Source organism: Burkholderia sp. FL-7-2-10-S1-D7 (assembly GCF_001524185.1).
GTDB lineage: Bacteria > Pseudomonadota > Gammaproteobacteria > Burkholderiales > Burkholderiaceae > Burkholderia > Burkholderia diffusa.
Map to the genome: position 1 here is coordinate 98,047 of NZ_LOWY01000010.1, position 14,915 is coordinate 112,961.

At 67.9% G+C, this 14,915-nt stretch carries 14 protein-coding genes and 1 pseudogene; 7 read left to right on the forward strand and 8 right to left on the reverse strand.

Annotation, left to right across the window (positions count from 1 at the left end; translation table 11 throughout):
* Positions 1-101 precede the first annotated feature (101 nt).
* Positions 102-224, forward strand: a pseudogene (locus WS75_RS34385) (HigA family addiction module antitoxin); the annotation flags it as partial.
* Positions 225-245: 21 nt separating this feature from the next.
* On the opposite strand, the gene lpxL reads toward WS75_RS34385, so the two are convergent.
* Positions 246-1,130 carry a lauroyl acyltransferase LpxL gene (gene lpxL / locus WS75_RS02410; protein WP_059607453.1) on the reverse strand — a complete coding sequence of 295 codons (885 nt, stop codon included), beginning with the start codon at positions 1,128-1,130 and terminating at the stop codon, positions 246-248.
* Positions 1,131-1,395: 265 nt separating this feature from the next.
* On the opposite strand from lpxL, the gene metK reads away from it, so the two are divergent.
* The gene (gene metK / locus WS75_RS02415; RefSeq protein WP_059678993.1) at positions 1,396-2,583 is read left to right on the forward strand and encodes a methionine adenosyltransferase; all 1,188 of its coding nucleotides are present in this window, start codon (positions 1,396-1,398) and stop codon (positions 2,581-2,583) included.
* Between the two features lie 117 nt (positions 2,584-2,700).
* Here the strand turns inward: metK and WS75_RS02420 are convergent, their stop codons facing one another.
* Positions 2,701-3,042: a hypothetical protein gene (locus WS75_RS02420; RefSeq protein WP_059678994.1), complete on the reverse strand. Its 342-nt coding sequence runs from the start codon at positions 3,040-3,042 to the stop codon at positions 2,701-2,703.
* Positions 3,043-3,395: 353 nt separating this feature from the next.
* Between WS75_RS02420 and WS75_RS02425 the strand changes: the two genes are divergently transcribed.
* Positions 3,396-4,169 (forward strand): phytanoyl-CoA dioxygenase family protein, encoded by a 774-nt coding sequence (locus WS75_RS02425; protein ID WP_059678995.1) that lies wholly within the window; start codon positions 3,396-3,398, stop codon positions 4,167-4,169.
* A 150-nt stretch (positions 4,170-4,319) separates the two neighbouring features.
* Here the strand turns inward: WS75_RS02425 and WS75_RS02430 are convergent, their stop codons facing one another.
* Positions 4,320-4,526: a DUF3185 family protein gene (locus WS75_RS02430; RefSeq protein ID WP_059468606.1), complete on the reverse strand. Its 207-nt coding sequence runs from the start codon at positions 4,524-4,526 to the stop codon at positions 4,320-4,322.
* A 184-nt stretch (positions 4,527-4,710) separates the two neighbouring features.
* Between WS75_RS02430 and mgrA the strand changes: the two genes are divergently transcribed.
* Entirely contained in the window at positions 4,711-5,754 is a 1,044-nt protein-coding gene (gene mgrA / locus WS75_RS02435; RefSeq protein WP_059678996.1) for an L-glyceraldehyde 3-phosphate reductase, read from the forward strand.
* A 123-nt stretch (positions 5,755-5,877) separates the two neighbouring features.
* Here mgrA and WS75_RS02440 read toward each other — a convergent pair whose 3' ends face one another.
* Together WS75_RS02440 and WS75_RS02445 are read right to left on the reverse strand one after the other, a co-directional pair.
* Positions 5,878-6,063 carry a hypothetical protein gene (locus WS75_RS02440; RefSeq protein ID WP_014895742.1) on the reverse strand — a complete coding sequence of 62 codons (186 nt, stop codon included), beginning with the start codon at positions 6,061-6,063 and terminating at the stop codon, positions 5,878-5,880.
* Between the two features lie 301 nt (positions 6,064-6,364).
* On the reverse strand, positions 6,365-7,246 hold the full coding sequence (locus WS75_RS02445) for a DMT family transporter (protein WP_059678997.1): 882 nt from the start codon (positions 7,244-7,246) through the stop codon (positions 6,365-6,367).
* 620 nt (positions 7,247-7,866) lie between these two features.
* Here WS75_RS02445 and WS75_RS02450 point away from each other — a divergent pair.
* Both WS75_RS02450 and WS75_RS02455 read left to right on the forward strand, forming a co-directional pair.
* The gene (locus WS75_RS02450) at positions 7,867-8,079 is read left to right on the forward strand and encodes a hypothetical protein (RefSeq protein ID WP_011886311.1); all 213 of its coding nucleotides are present in this window, start codon (positions 7,867-7,869) and stop codon (positions 8,077-8,079) included.
* Positions 8,080-8,137: 58 nt separating this feature from the next.
* Complete coding sequence (locus tag WS75_RS02455; RefSeq protein ID WP_373558494.1) at positions 8,138-9,160, forward strand: serine/threonine protein kinase; 1,023 nt, start codon at positions 8,138-8,140, stop codon at positions 9,158-9,160.
* A 72-nt stretch (positions 9,161-9,232) separates the two neighbouring features.
* On the opposite strand, the gene WS75_RS02460 is transcribed toward WS75_RS02455, so the two are convergent.
* A complete protein-coding gene (locus WS75_RS02460; protein WP_059678999.1) occupies positions 9,233-10,675 on the reverse strand; it encodes a coniferyl aldehyde dehydrogenase in 1,443 nt (480 codons plus the stop codon).
* Positions 10,676-11,388: 713 nt separating this feature from the next.
* On the opposite strand from WS75_RS02460, the gene WS75_RS02470 reads away from it, so the two are divergent.
* A complete protein-coding gene (locus tag WS75_RS02470) occupies positions 11,389-13,032 on the forward strand; it encodes a GMC family oxidoreductase (protein WP_059679001.1) in 1,644 nt (547 codons plus the stop codon).
* Positions 13,033-13,065: 33 nt separating this feature from the next.
* Here WS75_RS02470 and WS75_RS02475 read toward each other — a convergent pair whose 3' ends face one another.
* Positions 13,066-14,424 carry a flagellar hook-length control protein FliK gene (locus tag WS75_RS02475; RefSeq protein ID WP_059679002.1) on the reverse strand — a complete coding sequence of 453 codons (1,359 nt, stop codon included), beginning with the start codon at positions 14,422-14,424 and terminating at the stop codon, positions 13,066-13,068.
* Between the two features lie 31 nt (positions 14,425-14,455).
* Positions 14,456-14,914: a flagellar export protein FliJ gene (gene fliJ / locus WS75_RS02480; RefSeq protein WP_059679003.1), complete on the reverse strand. Its 459-nt coding sequence runs from the start codon at positions 14,912-14,914 to the stop codon at positions 14,456-14,458.
* Position 14,915: the final 1 nt, after the last annotated feature.

The following is a 14,915-nucleotide window of genomic DNA, read 5'->3' on the forward strand; positions in this document are numbered from 1 at the left end:
GTGCCGCCATGGCGTGCGGCGTCGTTCGTCGTGCTGATCTCAACCGCAAATGATACATGCAGCCGACAGGGGCGTCCTGCGCGGGCGGGGCGTCATTCGGGTGGCCGGGCGGGGAAAGCGGCGGGAGGGCGGATCGGTGGCTCGCGCAGCAATCGGCCCACGATCTCTGGCAGGGGCGCGCGAACGGCGCGCCGAAGGCGGCACGGGTGCAGGCGCGCATCTGACCGCGCGCCTGCGGGTTCGACTCAGTAGAGGCTCGGCTCGCCGGGCGGGCGCGTCTTGAAGCGCTTGTGCACCCAGTAATACTGCTCCGGCATCAGCGGAATCTGTTCCTCGAGGAATTCGTTCATGCGCCGCGCGTCGAGATCGTCGTCGCCGGTCGGGTAGTTGTCCCACGGCTTGAACACCTTCAGCCGGTACCCCTTGTAGTTCGGCAGCACCTCGCCGATGAACGGCACGACCTGCGCGCGGCCCGTCTTGGCGAGCCGGCCGACGGCCGTCAGCGTGCAGGCCGGCACGCCGAAGAAGGGCACGAACGTCGAATTGCGCAAACCGTAGTCCATGTCGGCGCCGAGCATCACCGGCTTGCGGTCGCGCAGCCAGCGCAGCACGACGCGGGCGCTGTCCGCGCGGCCGACCATCTCGGCGTCGAAACGCCCGCGCGCCTTCTTCGCCTCTTCCTCGAGCACGGCATTCGAGAACGGCTGGTACAGCGACCCGCAGCGGCGGTGCAGCGAACGGTTCAGCCAGATCGAGCCGGCTTCGATGCCGACGAAATGCAGGCCCAGGAACAGCGTCGGGGGCAGATCCGGATCGGTGAGGTCGACTGCGCTGTCGACCTGGATCAGCTTCGCGAGCTTGCGCTCGGAGCCGAACCACTGGACGCTGCGCTCGACGTAGCTGCGGATCGCGTGGCGGAAGTGCTGGCCCGCCACTTCCTCGCGCCGTTCGTCGCTCCAGTCGGGGAAGCAGAGTTTCAGATTGGTATGTACGATGCGCTTTCGCCGGCTGGGAATCTGATACAGCAGCCAGCCGAGGCCGTCGCCGAACCGTGCGGTCAAGCCGTACGGCAGCAGGGCGAGCAGCTTCAGCAAGCCGATGGCGAGGTGCGTGCCGAGGCGGCCTAGCATGCGGAATCTCCGTGGGGCCGGCTGGCCGGCACGTTGCGAACAGGGGGGTAGGACAGCGGACGATGCAGCACGAGTGGCGCTCTGTGACAATTCACGAAAGCCGCTATAATACGGGCTTCGCCGAGTTAACTGACAACTTGCGGGGCGAAGCCGGCTGGCGCGAAGCGCGCTGCCCGGTCCTGGTAATCCGCTAAAGCGTCGCCGCTTCAGGCCCAACGAAGCTGGCTACGTGAAACCAACCGTAACCACACAGGAGCCTGAAAAAGTGGCAAACGATTATCTCTTTACGTCCGAATCCGTCTCCGAAGGCCATCCGGACAAAGTCGCGGACCAAATCTCGGACGCGATTCTCGACGCCATCCTCGAGCAGGACAAATATTCCCGCGTTGCAGCCGAAACGCTGTGCAACACGGGTCTCGTCGTTCTGGCCGGTGAAATCACCACGACGGCCAACATCGATTACATCCAGATCGCGCGCGACACCATCAAGCGCATCGGCTACGACAACACCGAGTACGGCATCGACTACAAGGGTTGCGCGGTGCTCGTCGCGTACGACAAGCAGTCGCCGGACATCGCGCAAGGCGTCGACCGCGCGCATGACGACAACCTCGATCAAGGCGCGGGCGACCAGGGTCTGATGTTCGGTTACGCATGCGACGAAACGCCGGAACTGATGCCGCTGCCGATCCACCTGTCGCACCGTCTCGTCGAGCGCCAGGCGAGCCTGCGCCGCGACGGCCGCCTGCCGTGGCTGCGCCCGGACGCGAAGTCGCAGGTGACGATCCGCTACGTCGACGGCAAGCCCGATTCGATCGACACCGTCGTGCTGTCGACGCAGCATGCACCGGACATCGAACTGCCGGCACTGCGCGAAGCCGTGATCGAGGAAATCATCAAGCCGACGCTGCCGGCCGACCTGATCAAGGGCGACATCAAGTTCCTGGTGAACCCGACCGGCCGGTTCGTGATCGGCGGTCCGCAGGGCGACTGCGGCCTGACGGGCCGCAAGATCATCGTCGATACCTACGGCGGTGCCGCACCGCACGGCGGCGGCGCGTTCTCGGGCAAGGATCCGTCGAAGGTCGACCGTTCGGCAGCGTATGCCGGCCGTTACGTCGCGAAGAACATCGTGGCGGCAGGCCTCGCCTCGCGCGCGCTGATCCAGGTGTCGTACGCGATCGGCGTGGCCGAGCCGACCTCGGTGATGGTCAACACGTTCGGCACGGGCCGCGTGTCGGATGCGGTGATCACGAAGCTCGTGCGCGAGCATTTCGACCTGCGTCCGAAGGGCATCATCAAGATGCTCGACCTGCTGCGCCCGATCTACGAGAAGACGGCAGCTTACGGCCACTTCGGCCGCGAAGAGCCGGAATTCTCGTGGGAAGCGACCGACAAGGCGCTCGCACTGGCCGAAGCGGCCGGCGTGGAGCCGACGGCACGCGTCGCGTAAGCGTCGTCCGCCCGAAACAAAAAACCCCGGCATGCCGGGGTTTTTTTATGCGCGTCGATCGCCGGCGGGAAGACGGCCTCGCTGCGATCGTGGCGAGCGCTGCCCGCCGGCGCGGCTTCAGCGCGCGCTGAAGCCGAACCAGCCGTTGCTGGCCGCGAGGCGGCGCGGGCGGTTGATGCGGCGCTGCGGGCCCAGCGTGCGGCGCAGTGCGAGCGCGCGCAGCGACGACGGCTTCTGCAGCAGCGAGCGCAGGCCGGCGCGGCGTGCGAACGCCTGCGCGCTCATCATCGAGAAGAACGCGTGGAACCAGGCGCGGATGCCGTCCAGCCGGCTGTGCGCGTGCGTATGCTCGGCGAGCGCCCGTGTGCGTGCGCGGTGATGGCGCAGCGGGCGGGCGGGAGCGGACGGCGTGACGCGCTTCGCAGTGCGGTTGAGACGGGAAGTCAGACGGAGTGGCATGTGAACGATGCTTCGCTTGTATGGATGGCGCTCTTGAAAAGCGCACTGGTATGAACGGCCTCGGATGGCGCAACGGATCTTACCGAAAGTCGTTGCGCGCCGCGCCCGCCAGAATTGACAGGCCGCGACAGGCTACAAGGGATTCGTGACGTGCAAAAGTCGCGATAAACCCTTGTGCTGCAAGCGTGTCGCTGCATACCGCCTGTCGCTGAGGCTCGCGCCGCGCCGCACAGTTCCCTTGCGCCAGATCAAAACGACGATTGGCATGCCCCTGCGTACGACAATGGCGCTGTTCGCGGCATCCGGCGCCGATTTACAATCGTCACATTCACACAATAAACGTCTGGCATCCCATGTCGTCTCCATTGCAGTTGGAATCGATCCGCGCCCAAGTCGCGGAATTGCGCGAACGCGGCTTCGTCGTCGCGCGCGGCCTTGTCGACGAGGCGCAGTGCGCGGCGCTCAAGCAGATCGCGGCGCGCCAGTTGCAGGAAGCGGCGGAGCCGATCGAGTTCGAGGCGGATTTGCGCTACCCGGGCGCGCCCGAATCGAAGCATGCGCCGGGCGGGCATACGGTGCGGCGGCTGCTGGATGCCTACACGCGCGATCCGGCGTTCGCCGCGCGCGCGATCGCACCCGAAATCGGCGAGTGGATGCGCGAGTACTTCGGCGAGCAGCCGGTGCTGTCACGCGCGCATCACAACTGCATGATGACGAAGCACCCCGCATACGGCAGCCTGACGGGCTGGCATCGCGACTTTCGCTACTGGTCGTTCGAACGCGCGGACATGGTGTCGGTGTGGCTTGCGCTCGGGCCGGAAACGAATGAAAACGGTGCGCTCTGGCTGGTGCCGGGTTCGCACACGGCCGAATTCGGGCCGGAAGCGTTCGACGACGCGAAGTTCTTCCGCAGCGACCTGCCGGAAAACCGCAAGATGATCGACGCGGCAACCTGCCCGTCGCTCCAGACGGGCGACGTCGTGTTCTTCCACTGCAACACGCTGCATTCGGCGGGGCAGAACCGCTCCGACCAGGTGAAGTTCTCGCTCGTCTATACGTACCACGGCGTGAGCAACCGGCCGATGCCGGGCACGCGTTCGGCGGCGAAGCCGGAAGTGCAGTTCTAGCGGCGGTTCGGGCGGCGATGCAGCCGCGCCGGTTGTCCGATGGGGCACTGCGGCCGCGCGGGCGGATGAACAAACGGGCGGCCTGGGCCGCCCGTTGCGTTTCGTGCAGCCCGCTCCGCATTGCGGAGCCGCCATCGCGCGGCTGCGCGATCAGCGCTTGTTGGTCGGCATCGCGAGGCCGATCAGGCCGATCAGCGATGCGACGGCGCCGCCGGCGATCAGCAGGATCGTCTTCGTGGCGGGCGAGCCGGTGAAGAAGCGCGACACGTTGTCGTTGATCGAATGGAACGACTGGCCGCCGAAATACAGCAGCACGACGCCGCCGACGAGCAGCGCAACCGAGATGACCCGGGACATACCAACCTCGCTGTAACGGTGATTCGAGACGCCGCAGTGTAGGCGACGCACGCGGCTGCGTCCATTGCCGTGCGCGCTTCGCCCACGTTCGATACCATAACCGTCGTACGTTTCCCTCGCCGCCGGCGCGCAATGTTCGCGCGCGGCGCGCGTCCCACCCCAGACGTCTTCACGGAACCGACTCATGGCCTACGAAGCAGCTTCCGAACGTTATGCCGACATGCAATACCGCACCTGCGGCAAATCCGGGCTCAAACTGCCCGCGCTGTCGCTCGGCCTGTGGCACAACTTCGGCGACTCGACGCCGATCGCGACGCAGCGCGACATCCTGCGCACCGCGTTCGACCTCGGCATCAATCATTTCGACCTCGCGAACAACTATGGGCCGCCGTACGGCAGCGCCGAAACCAACTTCGGCCGGCTGCTGAAGGAAGATTTCCGGCCGTACCGCGACGAGCTGCTGATTTCGACGAAGGCCGGCTGGGACATGTGGCCGGGGCCTTACGGCAGCGGCGGCGGGTCGCGCAAGTACGTGCTCGCGAGCCTCGACCAGAGCCTGCAGCGGATGGGGCTCGACTACGTCGACATCTTCTACTCGCACCGCTTCGACGCACATACGCCGCTCGAGGAAACCGCCGGCGCGCTCGCATCGGCCGTGCAGCAGGGCAAGGCGCTCTACATCGGCATTTCGTCGTACTCGGCCGCGAAGACGCGCGAGATGGCCGAACTGCTCGCGCAATACAAGGTGCCGCTGCTGATCCACCAGCCGTCGTACAACCTGCTGAACCGCTGGGTCGAGCAGGAGCTGCTCGACACGCTCGACGACATCGGCACGGGCAGCATCGCGTTCACGCCGCTGGCGCAGGGGCTGCTGACGTCGAAATACCTGAACGGCGTGCCGGCCGATGCGCGCGTGAACAAGCCGGGCGGCGGCTCGCTGAAGCAGGATCACCTGAGCGCGGACAACCTCGAGCACGTGCGCAAGCTCAACGGCATCGCCGAGCGGCGCGGGCAGAGCCTCGCGCAGATGGCGCTCGCCTGGGTGTTGCGCAATGGCCGCGTGACGTCCGCACTGATCGGCGCGAGCCGTGCGGAGCAAGTGCGTGAAAACGTCGGCGCGCTGAAGAATCTCGAATTCTCAGCCGACGAACTCGCGGAGATCGATCGCTACGCGACCGAGGGTGGCATCAATCTGTGGGAAAAACCGTCCACCGATCAGGCAATCTGATCGGCATCAAGGGCAGTCGATACGGGATGCGAACCATTGCATGCCGTATCGCTGCGCACGCACACAAGCGGCTACGTCGCTGCGATGCAGCGGCGTGACCGGCCGACGCGCGCCAACGCGTCGCTAGAGCAGCGCAGGCAGGCCTTCGACGAGCAATACCGCAACGCCGACGCCGAGGATGACGCCGAGCACGCGCAGCAGGTTGTGGCGGAATTCGGTGGCGCACGGCACCGCGCCGAGAAATAGCGCGCCGGCCAGCGCCATCGGAATCAACAGGATGAAGTCGCCGATCGTGAAATAGGTGGTCATGCGTGTCTCCATAGCCGGCCGGAACAGGCGCACGCGCGTCTTCCAGCCCCATGCCGGGCATTTCTCGTGTGGGGCCGACCCGATTGCGAACGGGGCGGTCAGTTCGAGTATAGGCAACCTCGCTGCGTTTTTCGCTATCCGAACCATTAAAAGTATGCGGAAAACCCCGGAGAATCTGCATTTTTCAGGCGAGTCGGACGAATGCCTTGCACCATTCTTTCCCGCTCCTTTCGATTCGCGCTGAAACGTCGTACATGTTCGATACGGGCCGCCGCACCCGCGGGCGCGGCGGCCCGTTCGCCTACGCGCAATCGGGGCGCGCGCGAACGGCCGGGGTGCGGAACACGAGCGCGAGTCCCGCCACGATCGCGCCCATGCCGGCGAGCGCGAGCGGTTCGGGCCGGTTGCCGAGCCAGACCGCGTCCATCAGCGTGGTGAGGACGGGCACGAGATAGAACAGGCTCGTCACGTTGACGAGATCGCCACGTTGCATCAACCGGTAGAACAGCAACTGCGCGATCACCGAGATCACGATGCCGAGCCACAGCAGCGGGACGATGAATGCCCAGCCGACCTCGAGCGAGACCGGCCGGAATGGCAGGATCGCCACGCACAGCGCGAGGCCGATCGCGTTCTGCAGCGGCAGCACGTCGGCAGGCGCCGCGCGCACGTGTTTTTGCAGCAGCGAGCCGGCGGTCAGCGCGACGAGCGCCGTGAGCGCGCAGGCGATGCCCATGATCGGCAGGCCCGCACCGCCCACGCCGCGGCACACGACGAGCGCGAGACCGGCCAGCGACAGCCCGAGCCCCGCGACGCGCATCGGTTGCCAGCGCCGCTCGACGATCGCGAGCGTGAGGATCGGCTGCACGCCGAGGATCGTCGCAAGCACGCCCGGCGCGATCCCGCGCTCGAGCGCGAGCAGGTAGAAGATCGAATAGCCGCCCATCATCAGCAGGCCGGTCAGCGCGGCCATGCGCCGCTCGCCGCGCGGCGGCAGCCAGCGTCCGCGCATGATGGCCGGCACGAGCAGCACGAGTGATGCGAGCGCGAATCGTGCGGCGAGAAAGACGAACGCGGATGCGTGACGCAGACCGAGTTCAGCGAAGATTGCGCCGCTGCTCCACAGCAAGACGAAGAGCGACGTCACGCCATGCGCGGCGAGCGCGCGTTTGAACGAAACCATGTGAATCCACCTGTCGAACGGATCGAAACGTTCCAAGTCGCGCGCGTGGCAACGCGCCGTGCGCGATGACGCACGAACGGCCGCAAACGGGCGAATGGAAAACGGAAACCGGCTGGTCAGCCGACGTGTGCCGCCGGCGGGGGCGGCGCGGCGCCGACGAGCGGCGGTGCGACAGGAGGAGGGAGGACCGATGGATGCGCGCACGCCTGCGGCCGCGAGTCGAACTGCGGCCGGGATGTTGCGAGAGCGGACGTGATCGGTTGCATCGGGTCGATTAGCGCTTGAACGCGAATGAGCGTCAAAGGTAACGCAAGGCGGCCGCCTCGCGCAACCGTCGTCGGCGGAAGGCCGGCGCCGCGCGTGTGGCCGGTTTCGGCGGACGGTCACATTCGACAGGGTATGATGGGGGCATCCGCCCGTGCAAGCGCACGCGCGGCGCAGTGGTTGATTGGAGACATTCGACGAATTCGCGGCACTTCGCCTGCTTCTTCTTCTTTTCGCGCTTCGATAAACCGTGAACAATGGGATCACGCGCAACACCCCGATGAGGGCGGCGCGGATCGTGCATTTGCCGGCTCGCCAGCGAGCCGGGTTTCAAGTTTCAAGAGTGGGGAACCATCATGCATGTCGGGTCGATTGTCTGCACTACCCATATCGCGGTGCCGAAGGGCGCGCGCGGCATCGTTCAGCGTGTTCTGGGCGACATGGCCATGGTGACCTGGTACGCGGGCGTGCCAGGCGAGTCGAAGGAACTCAACACCGAGCCGTTCTTTCTCGAGGACCTGATCGACACCGGCGAATCCGTGCTGCCGGCCGGCGCCGCGATCCACTGAGCGCGCGTGCCACATCGGACGCTCGTGTTTCGGCGCGGCTGACGGCACAATGCGGGGCATGAAAGACGTCACTTCCGCCCCCGCAGCTCCCGCCGGCCCGCCGTTCGCCGGCCTCACGCCCGAGTGCGTGCTCGATGCGCTCGACAGCGTGCTGATGCCGGCCGGGCTGCGCACCGACGGGCGCCTGCTCGCCCTCAACAGCTACGAAAACCGCGTCTACCAGGTCGGCATCGAGGACGGCCCGCCCGTCGTCGCGAAGTTCTACCGGCCCGCGCGCTGGTCGGACGAAGCGATTCTGGAAGAACACGCGTTCGTCGCCGAACTCGCCGCGCGCGAGATTCCGGCGGTGCCCGCGCGCGTCGTCGACGGCCGCACGCTGCACGCGTTCGACGGCTTCCGCTTCTCGATCTTCGAGCGGCGCGGCGGCCGCGCGCCCGACCTCGACCGCAGCGACACGCTCGAATGGCTCGGCCGCTTCATCGGCCGGATTCACGCGGTCGGCGCGACGCAGCCGTATGTCGCGCGTCCCGTGCTCGACATCCGCGCGTTCGGCTACGAGCCGCGCGACTACCTGCTCGCGCACGATTTCATTCCCGACGACGTACGGCCCGCCTACGAGACGGCGGTGACGCTCGCGCTCGAAGGCGTCGAGGCCGCATTCGAGCGAGCGGGCGAGATCCGCCTGCTGCGCACGCACGGCGACTGTCATCCGAGCAACGTGCTGTGGACCGACGCGGGCCCGCATTTCGTCGACTTCGACGACAGCCGGATGGCGCCCGCGGTCCAGGATCTGTGGCTGCTGCTGCCCGGCGATCGCGAAGGCGCGTCGCGCGCGCTCGCGGACCTGCTCGCCGGTTATGAGGACTTCTGCGAATTCGAGCCGCGCGAACTGCATCTGGTCGAAGCGCTGCGCACGCTGCGCTTGATCCACTACGCGGCATGGCTCGCACGCCGCTGGGACGATCCGGCGTTCCCGGCCGCGTTCCCGTGGTTCAACACGCATCGATACTGGGAAGCACGCGTGCTCGAGCTGCGCGAGCAGATCGGCGCGATGCAGGAGGGGCCGCTCTGGCCCGTGTGACGGCGCGCGCGGCAACCTCGCCGCGCGGCATTTTCGGGTGGGCCGACGCGCGTTGCTCGCGGCCCGCGCCGCTCAGAACTTCAACATCATCTTGATCACCGCGGCGAAGCGCTTGCCGTAGGGCGGTGCGATCAGCCCGCGGGTATTCAGGCGTGCCTGCGTGAGCACGGGCTTCATCTTCGAGAACGTCACGAAGCCGTCGTAGCCGTGATACGCGCCCATCCCGCTCGCGCCGACGCCGCCGAACGGCAAACTGCCGCACGCGATGTGCAGCAACGCATCGTTGACCGTCACGCCGCCCGAGATCGTTTCGCGCATCACGCGGTCGATCGTGCCCCCATCCTCATCGAACAGGTACAGCGCGAGCGGCCGCGGGCGCGCGTTCACGTACGCGATCGCCTCGTCGAGCCGCTCGTACGGCACGAGCGGCAGCAGCGGCCCGAAGATTTCCTCCTGCATCAGCTGCGACGCGGCCGGCACGTGCGTGACCGCGCACGGCACGAAGCGGCGCGACGCGGGATCGGACGGCGCATCCGACAGCGGATGCAGTTGCGCGCCGGCGGCCTGCGCGTCGGTCGCGAGCTGTTGCAGCCGCGCGTAATGGCGCGGCGACACGATCGTCGTGTAGTCGCCGTTGGTCGACAGGTCCGGATACAGCTTCGCGAAGCGCTCCCGTGCGCGCTCGATGAACGCGGCTTCCATCCCGCGCGGCAGCAGCACGTAGTCGGGCGCGATGCAGGTCTGGCCCGCGTTCAACGTCTTGCCGCCGATGATCGCGTCGACGGCCGCGTCGAAGCGCGCATTCGGGCCGACGATCGCCGGCGATTTGCCGCCGAGCTCGAGCGTGACGGGGGTGAGATTGTCGGCCGCGGCGCGCATCACGTGGCGGCCGACGTGCGTCGAGCCGGTGAACAGCAGGTGATCGAACGGCAGCGCGCTGAACGCGGCGCCGATTTCCGCATCGCCGTTCACGACCGCGACATGGTCGCGCGAGAAGGTCTTCGCGATCAGCTGTTCGAATAGCGCCGACGTGCGCGGCGTTAGTTCGGACATCTTGACGATCGCGCGGTTGCCGGCGGCCAGCGCGCAGATCAGCGGCCCGGCCGCGAGCAGGATCGGATAGTTCCACGGCACGACGATGCCGACCACGCCGAGCGGCTGCGGCAGCACCTTCGCGCGCGCCGGCCGTAGCCACTTGTTCATCGGCTTGCGGATCGGCTTCATCCAGCGCTTGCCGTGCTTGAGCGCGTCGTCGATCTCTTCCTTCGCCATCCAGATTTCCGACAGCAGCACTTCCTGCTTCGCGCGATGCCCGAAGTCGGCGCTGATCGCATCGGCGAGCGCATCCGCGTGATCGATCAGCATCGTGCGCAGCGCGCGCAGGTGCTGCGCGCGGGTGTCCCACTCCGGGTATGGCGCGCGCAGGTAGGCCGCGCGCTGGTCGCGCAGCAGCGACGTCAAGGCATCGACCGACGGCTGCGCTTGCGGGGCCAGTTCGGGCAAATCGTTCTTCATGTCGTCTCCTCCAGTTGGGCGTGGCACGTCGGCCAGCAGTCAGGCCGCACGTACCCGCTCGGCGAGCGTGGCGGGGCGGGGCAGATTGGCGCGCGTCGCACGGCAGGGTGCCGGATGCGATGCGCGGTCGAAAACAGGGTGCGGCAAGCGTCGCATCCGCGCGACGGTATTCGTGTCCGAAAACGGGATTGCGCGGTCCGCGCGTGCGGCCGGATGCGATGTCCGGCCGGTGTGCGATGACGCGCGACGCGTACTTGCCGGCGCACCGAAGCAGGGCAGCGCGGTGCGCGCGGCGACGCGCGCACCGGCAGGTCGTGCCGCGCGTGCGACGAGCCGTCCAAACGGTCGGTGATACGTCGCGTCGTTCGATTTCTGCCGGCCGCACGCACGGTGTTGCACGTCACCGTCCGGGCATCCGTTTGAAATGAAATGCGGGCCGCGCGTGGTGCGTCCGGACAACCCGGTCGGCACGCGGCCTGCAGAGCGTCGCGCTGCATCGTCATCTCCCCAGTTTCGCGACGGCGCGGCTTCTGGCGGCCGGTGCATCGCGTCGCATCAATCGACACATCTTAAATTTAGTTCACGCGGGCGTTTAGAGGAATCGCTCTTGAATCGGCATGCCGCGCGCGCGACGGCCATTCCTACAATGCCCGAACATTACAAGCGGGAGCCGGCCACGCCGGGCGCCGTTCATGACACGAAGGAGACGTGACATGCAATACGACTACATCATCGTAGGCGGAGGGTCGGGCGGCTCGAGCCTCGCCAGCCGCCTCGCCGACGCATGCCCCGACGCGACGATCGCGTTGATCGAGGCGGGCTCGCACACGGAGCGCAACCTGCTCGTCAACATGCCGGTGGGAATCGCGGCGCTCGTGCCGTTCAAGCTCAGCACGAACTACGGTTACGAGACGGTGCCGCAGCCGGGCCTCGGCGGCCGCCGCGGGTATCAGCCGCGCGGGCGCGGAATGGGCGGCTCGAGCGCGATCAACGCGATGATCTACACGCGCGGCCACCCGGGCGACTACGACGAATGGGCGCAACTCGGCGCGACGGGCTGGGGCTGGCAGGACGTGCTGCCGTATTTCCGCCGCGCGGAGGGCAACGAACGCGGTGCCGATGCGTGGCACGGCGCGGACGGCCCGCTGACGGTGTCCGATCTGCGCTTTCGCAATCCGTTTTCCGAACGATTCATCCAGGCGGCGCACGCGGCCGGCTATCCGCTCAACAACGACTTCAACGGCGCGACGCAGGAAGGCGTCGGCTTCTATCAGGTCACGCATCGCGACGGCTCGCGCTGCAGCGTCGCGCGCGCATACATCTACGGCCGCGACCGGCCGAACCTGCACGTGATCACCGATGCGACGGTGCTGCGCGTGGGCTTCGACGGCAAGCGCGCGGTCGGGGTCGCGGTGTCGCGCGACGGACGCGTCGAGACGCTCGGGGCACGCGCGGAAGTGATCCTGTCGGCCGGCGCGTTCAATTCGCCGCAACTGCTGATGTGCTCCGGAATCGGTCCGGCGGAACAGCTGCGCCGGCACGGGATCGCCGTCGTGCAGGACGCGCCGGACGTCGGCACGAACCTGATCGACCACATCGATTTCATCATCAACAAGCGCGTGAATTCGTCGGAGCTGGTCGGCGTCTGCCTGCGCGGGATCGCGAAGATGACGCCGGCGCTCGCGCGCTACTTCTCGAGCCGCACGGGGATGATGACGAGCAACGTCGCGGAGGCCGGCGGCTTCATCAAGAGCGACCCGTCGCTCGATCGTCCGGACCTGCAGCTGCATTTCTGCACGGCGCTCGTCGACGACCACAACCGCAAGATGCACTGGGGCTTCGGCTATTCGCTGCACGTGTGCGCGCTGCGCCCGTTCAGCCGCGGCACGGTCGCGCTCGCGAGCGGCGATGCGCGCGACGCACCGCTGATCGATCCGCGCTTCTTCAGCGATACGCGCGATCTCGACCTGCTCGTGCGCGGCGCGCAGGCGATGCGCCGGATCCTGTCGCAGGCGCCGCTCGCGTCGCAGGGCGGGCGTGAGCTGTACACGCGGGCGGACCAGAGCGAAGCCGAGCTGCGCGCGACGATCGTCGAGCATGCCGACACGATCTATCACCCGGTCGGCACCTGCCGGATGGGCTCGGATGCGCGCGCGGTCGTGGATCCGCAATTGCGCGTGCGGGGTGTCGAAGGGCTGCGGGTGGTGGATGCGTCGGTGATGCCGACGCTGATCGGCGGGAACACGAATGCGCCGTCGGTGATGATCGGCGAACGCGCGGCGGACTTCATCGTCGCGACACGCCGGGGCGGCGGCGTGCCGCGCAACGAGGTGGCCGCGGCGGCGCACGGCCGCTGAGCGGCGCGCACCGGCACACGACCGACGCGATGCTCAGGCGAACGTATCGACGAGGCCCACGCGGTTCACGGTTGCGCCGGCCGCTGCGGATTGCACGGCGTCGACCGGTGCGTCGGCGGCTGACGATCCGGCGCGTGCGCGCGGCGACGGCCGGCCGCCGGCGAAGCTTTGCTGCGGGTTCTGCTGCTGCGACGCGAAGCCGCCATCGCTGACGCTCGCGCTGCCCAGGCCGAGCCCGCCCGCTTCCATCGCTTCACGCAGTTTCGGCAGCGCGGCTTCCACCGCGTCGCGCACCTGCGCGTGCTGCGACACGAACAGCGCATGCGCGTGGTTGTCCGCGACGCGCAGCACGACCTGCAGCGGGCCGAGGTCCGGCGGGTTCAGCGTCAGCTCGGCGCTCTGCTGGTGCGCATTCGACAGGAACACGACTTTCTGGCTCAGCGCATCGGTCCAGTCGGCGGTGCCGACGTGCGGCGCCAGCACGTGTGCGTTGGCCGCGGCGATCGAGCTTGCGGCGGGCGATGCCTGCAGGTTCGCCTGCGCGGCTGCCGCAGCCGTTGCGGCGGCAGCGACCGTCGCGTCGGCGGCCGGGCTGGCGGTTTCCTCGGCGGCCGCGAATGCGTGCTGCGCGGCGGATTGGGCCGTTGCGCCGGCCTGCAGCGCCGTTGCGGTGGCTTGCGTGGGCGCCTGCTGCGTCGCGAGCGCGCCTTTCGCGTCGGCGAGCGTGCGGTCGAAGGTCGGGACTTTCGGCGTCGGCGGCGTAGCGGCAGCCGAGGCGGACGTCGCCGCCGCGGGTGCTGCCGCAGTCGCTGCCGTGCCCGTCGCGGGCATCGCGATTGCGCCCGCGCCGCCGGTCAGCTTCGCGAGTGCCGCCTGCAGCGTGTCGCGACCGGACACCGGCGCGGCAGCCTCGGCGGCCGCATCCTTGCTTGCGCGATTCGTCAGCGCGGCCGTGGCGTCGGGCTGGCCGGACACGGCCGTCGTTTGCGCGGCGGTGGCAGCGGTATCGGCATCGGCCGGCGCCGCGTCGTTCGCGCGCGTCTGCAGTTGCGCCTGCACGGATGCTGCTGCGGCGAGCGCGGCAGCATCCGGGTTGGGTGTCGCGATGGCGTCGTCGGTCGACTTGTCGTCGTCGTGGTCGGCGGACTTCGTGCCGGCGGCGGATGTCGACGACGCCTGTTTCGTCGAGACGTCCGGCTTGCCGGCGATTGCCGCGTCGTGCCGCGTGACGACGCTTTGCTTCAGCGTCTGCGCGAACGGCATGGCGGCAGGGCTGCTTGCGGCATCGTTGCCGGCGGACTTGGCGGAGGCGGACGAACCCGCGTCGCGGATCGCCTTGAGTGCGGTGCCAGCGGTGTCGAGCAGCACGCCGAGCAGGGGCAGGGGAGGCATGACGATTCTCTCGTTCGAAAGCGGTGAGCGGTTACGCTGAACGGGCCGCATCGGCCCGCATGCGCAGGATCTTCGCGGCGTGTTCGTCGGCGTCGCGCTGTTCGCGCTTCGCCATACGCTGCGCTTCCTGCGCGACGCCGCGCGCCTGCAGGATTTCGTATGAACCGACGGTGCGTTTCTTCTGTTGCCAGTTGGGCCGCGCCTCGTCGATGCGGACTTCGGCTGCGGCCAGCACGTTGCGCTGCTGCACGATCGCCGCGTCGAGCGTATCGATGAACGCCTGGAAGTTGCGCCAGTTGCCGGCCGGCATCCCTTTTTGCGCGGACTGCGCGAAGCGCGCGTGATACTCGTCGCGATAGCGCAGCAGTGCATCGAGCTGGTCGGCGGCCGCGGTGCGGTCGCGCTGCGCGGCGCCGAGCTGCTTCGCGGCCGTGTCGAGATCTTCCTGCGCGCGGTCGAGCAGGATTTGAAGGGGAAAGCCGTGTGCCATC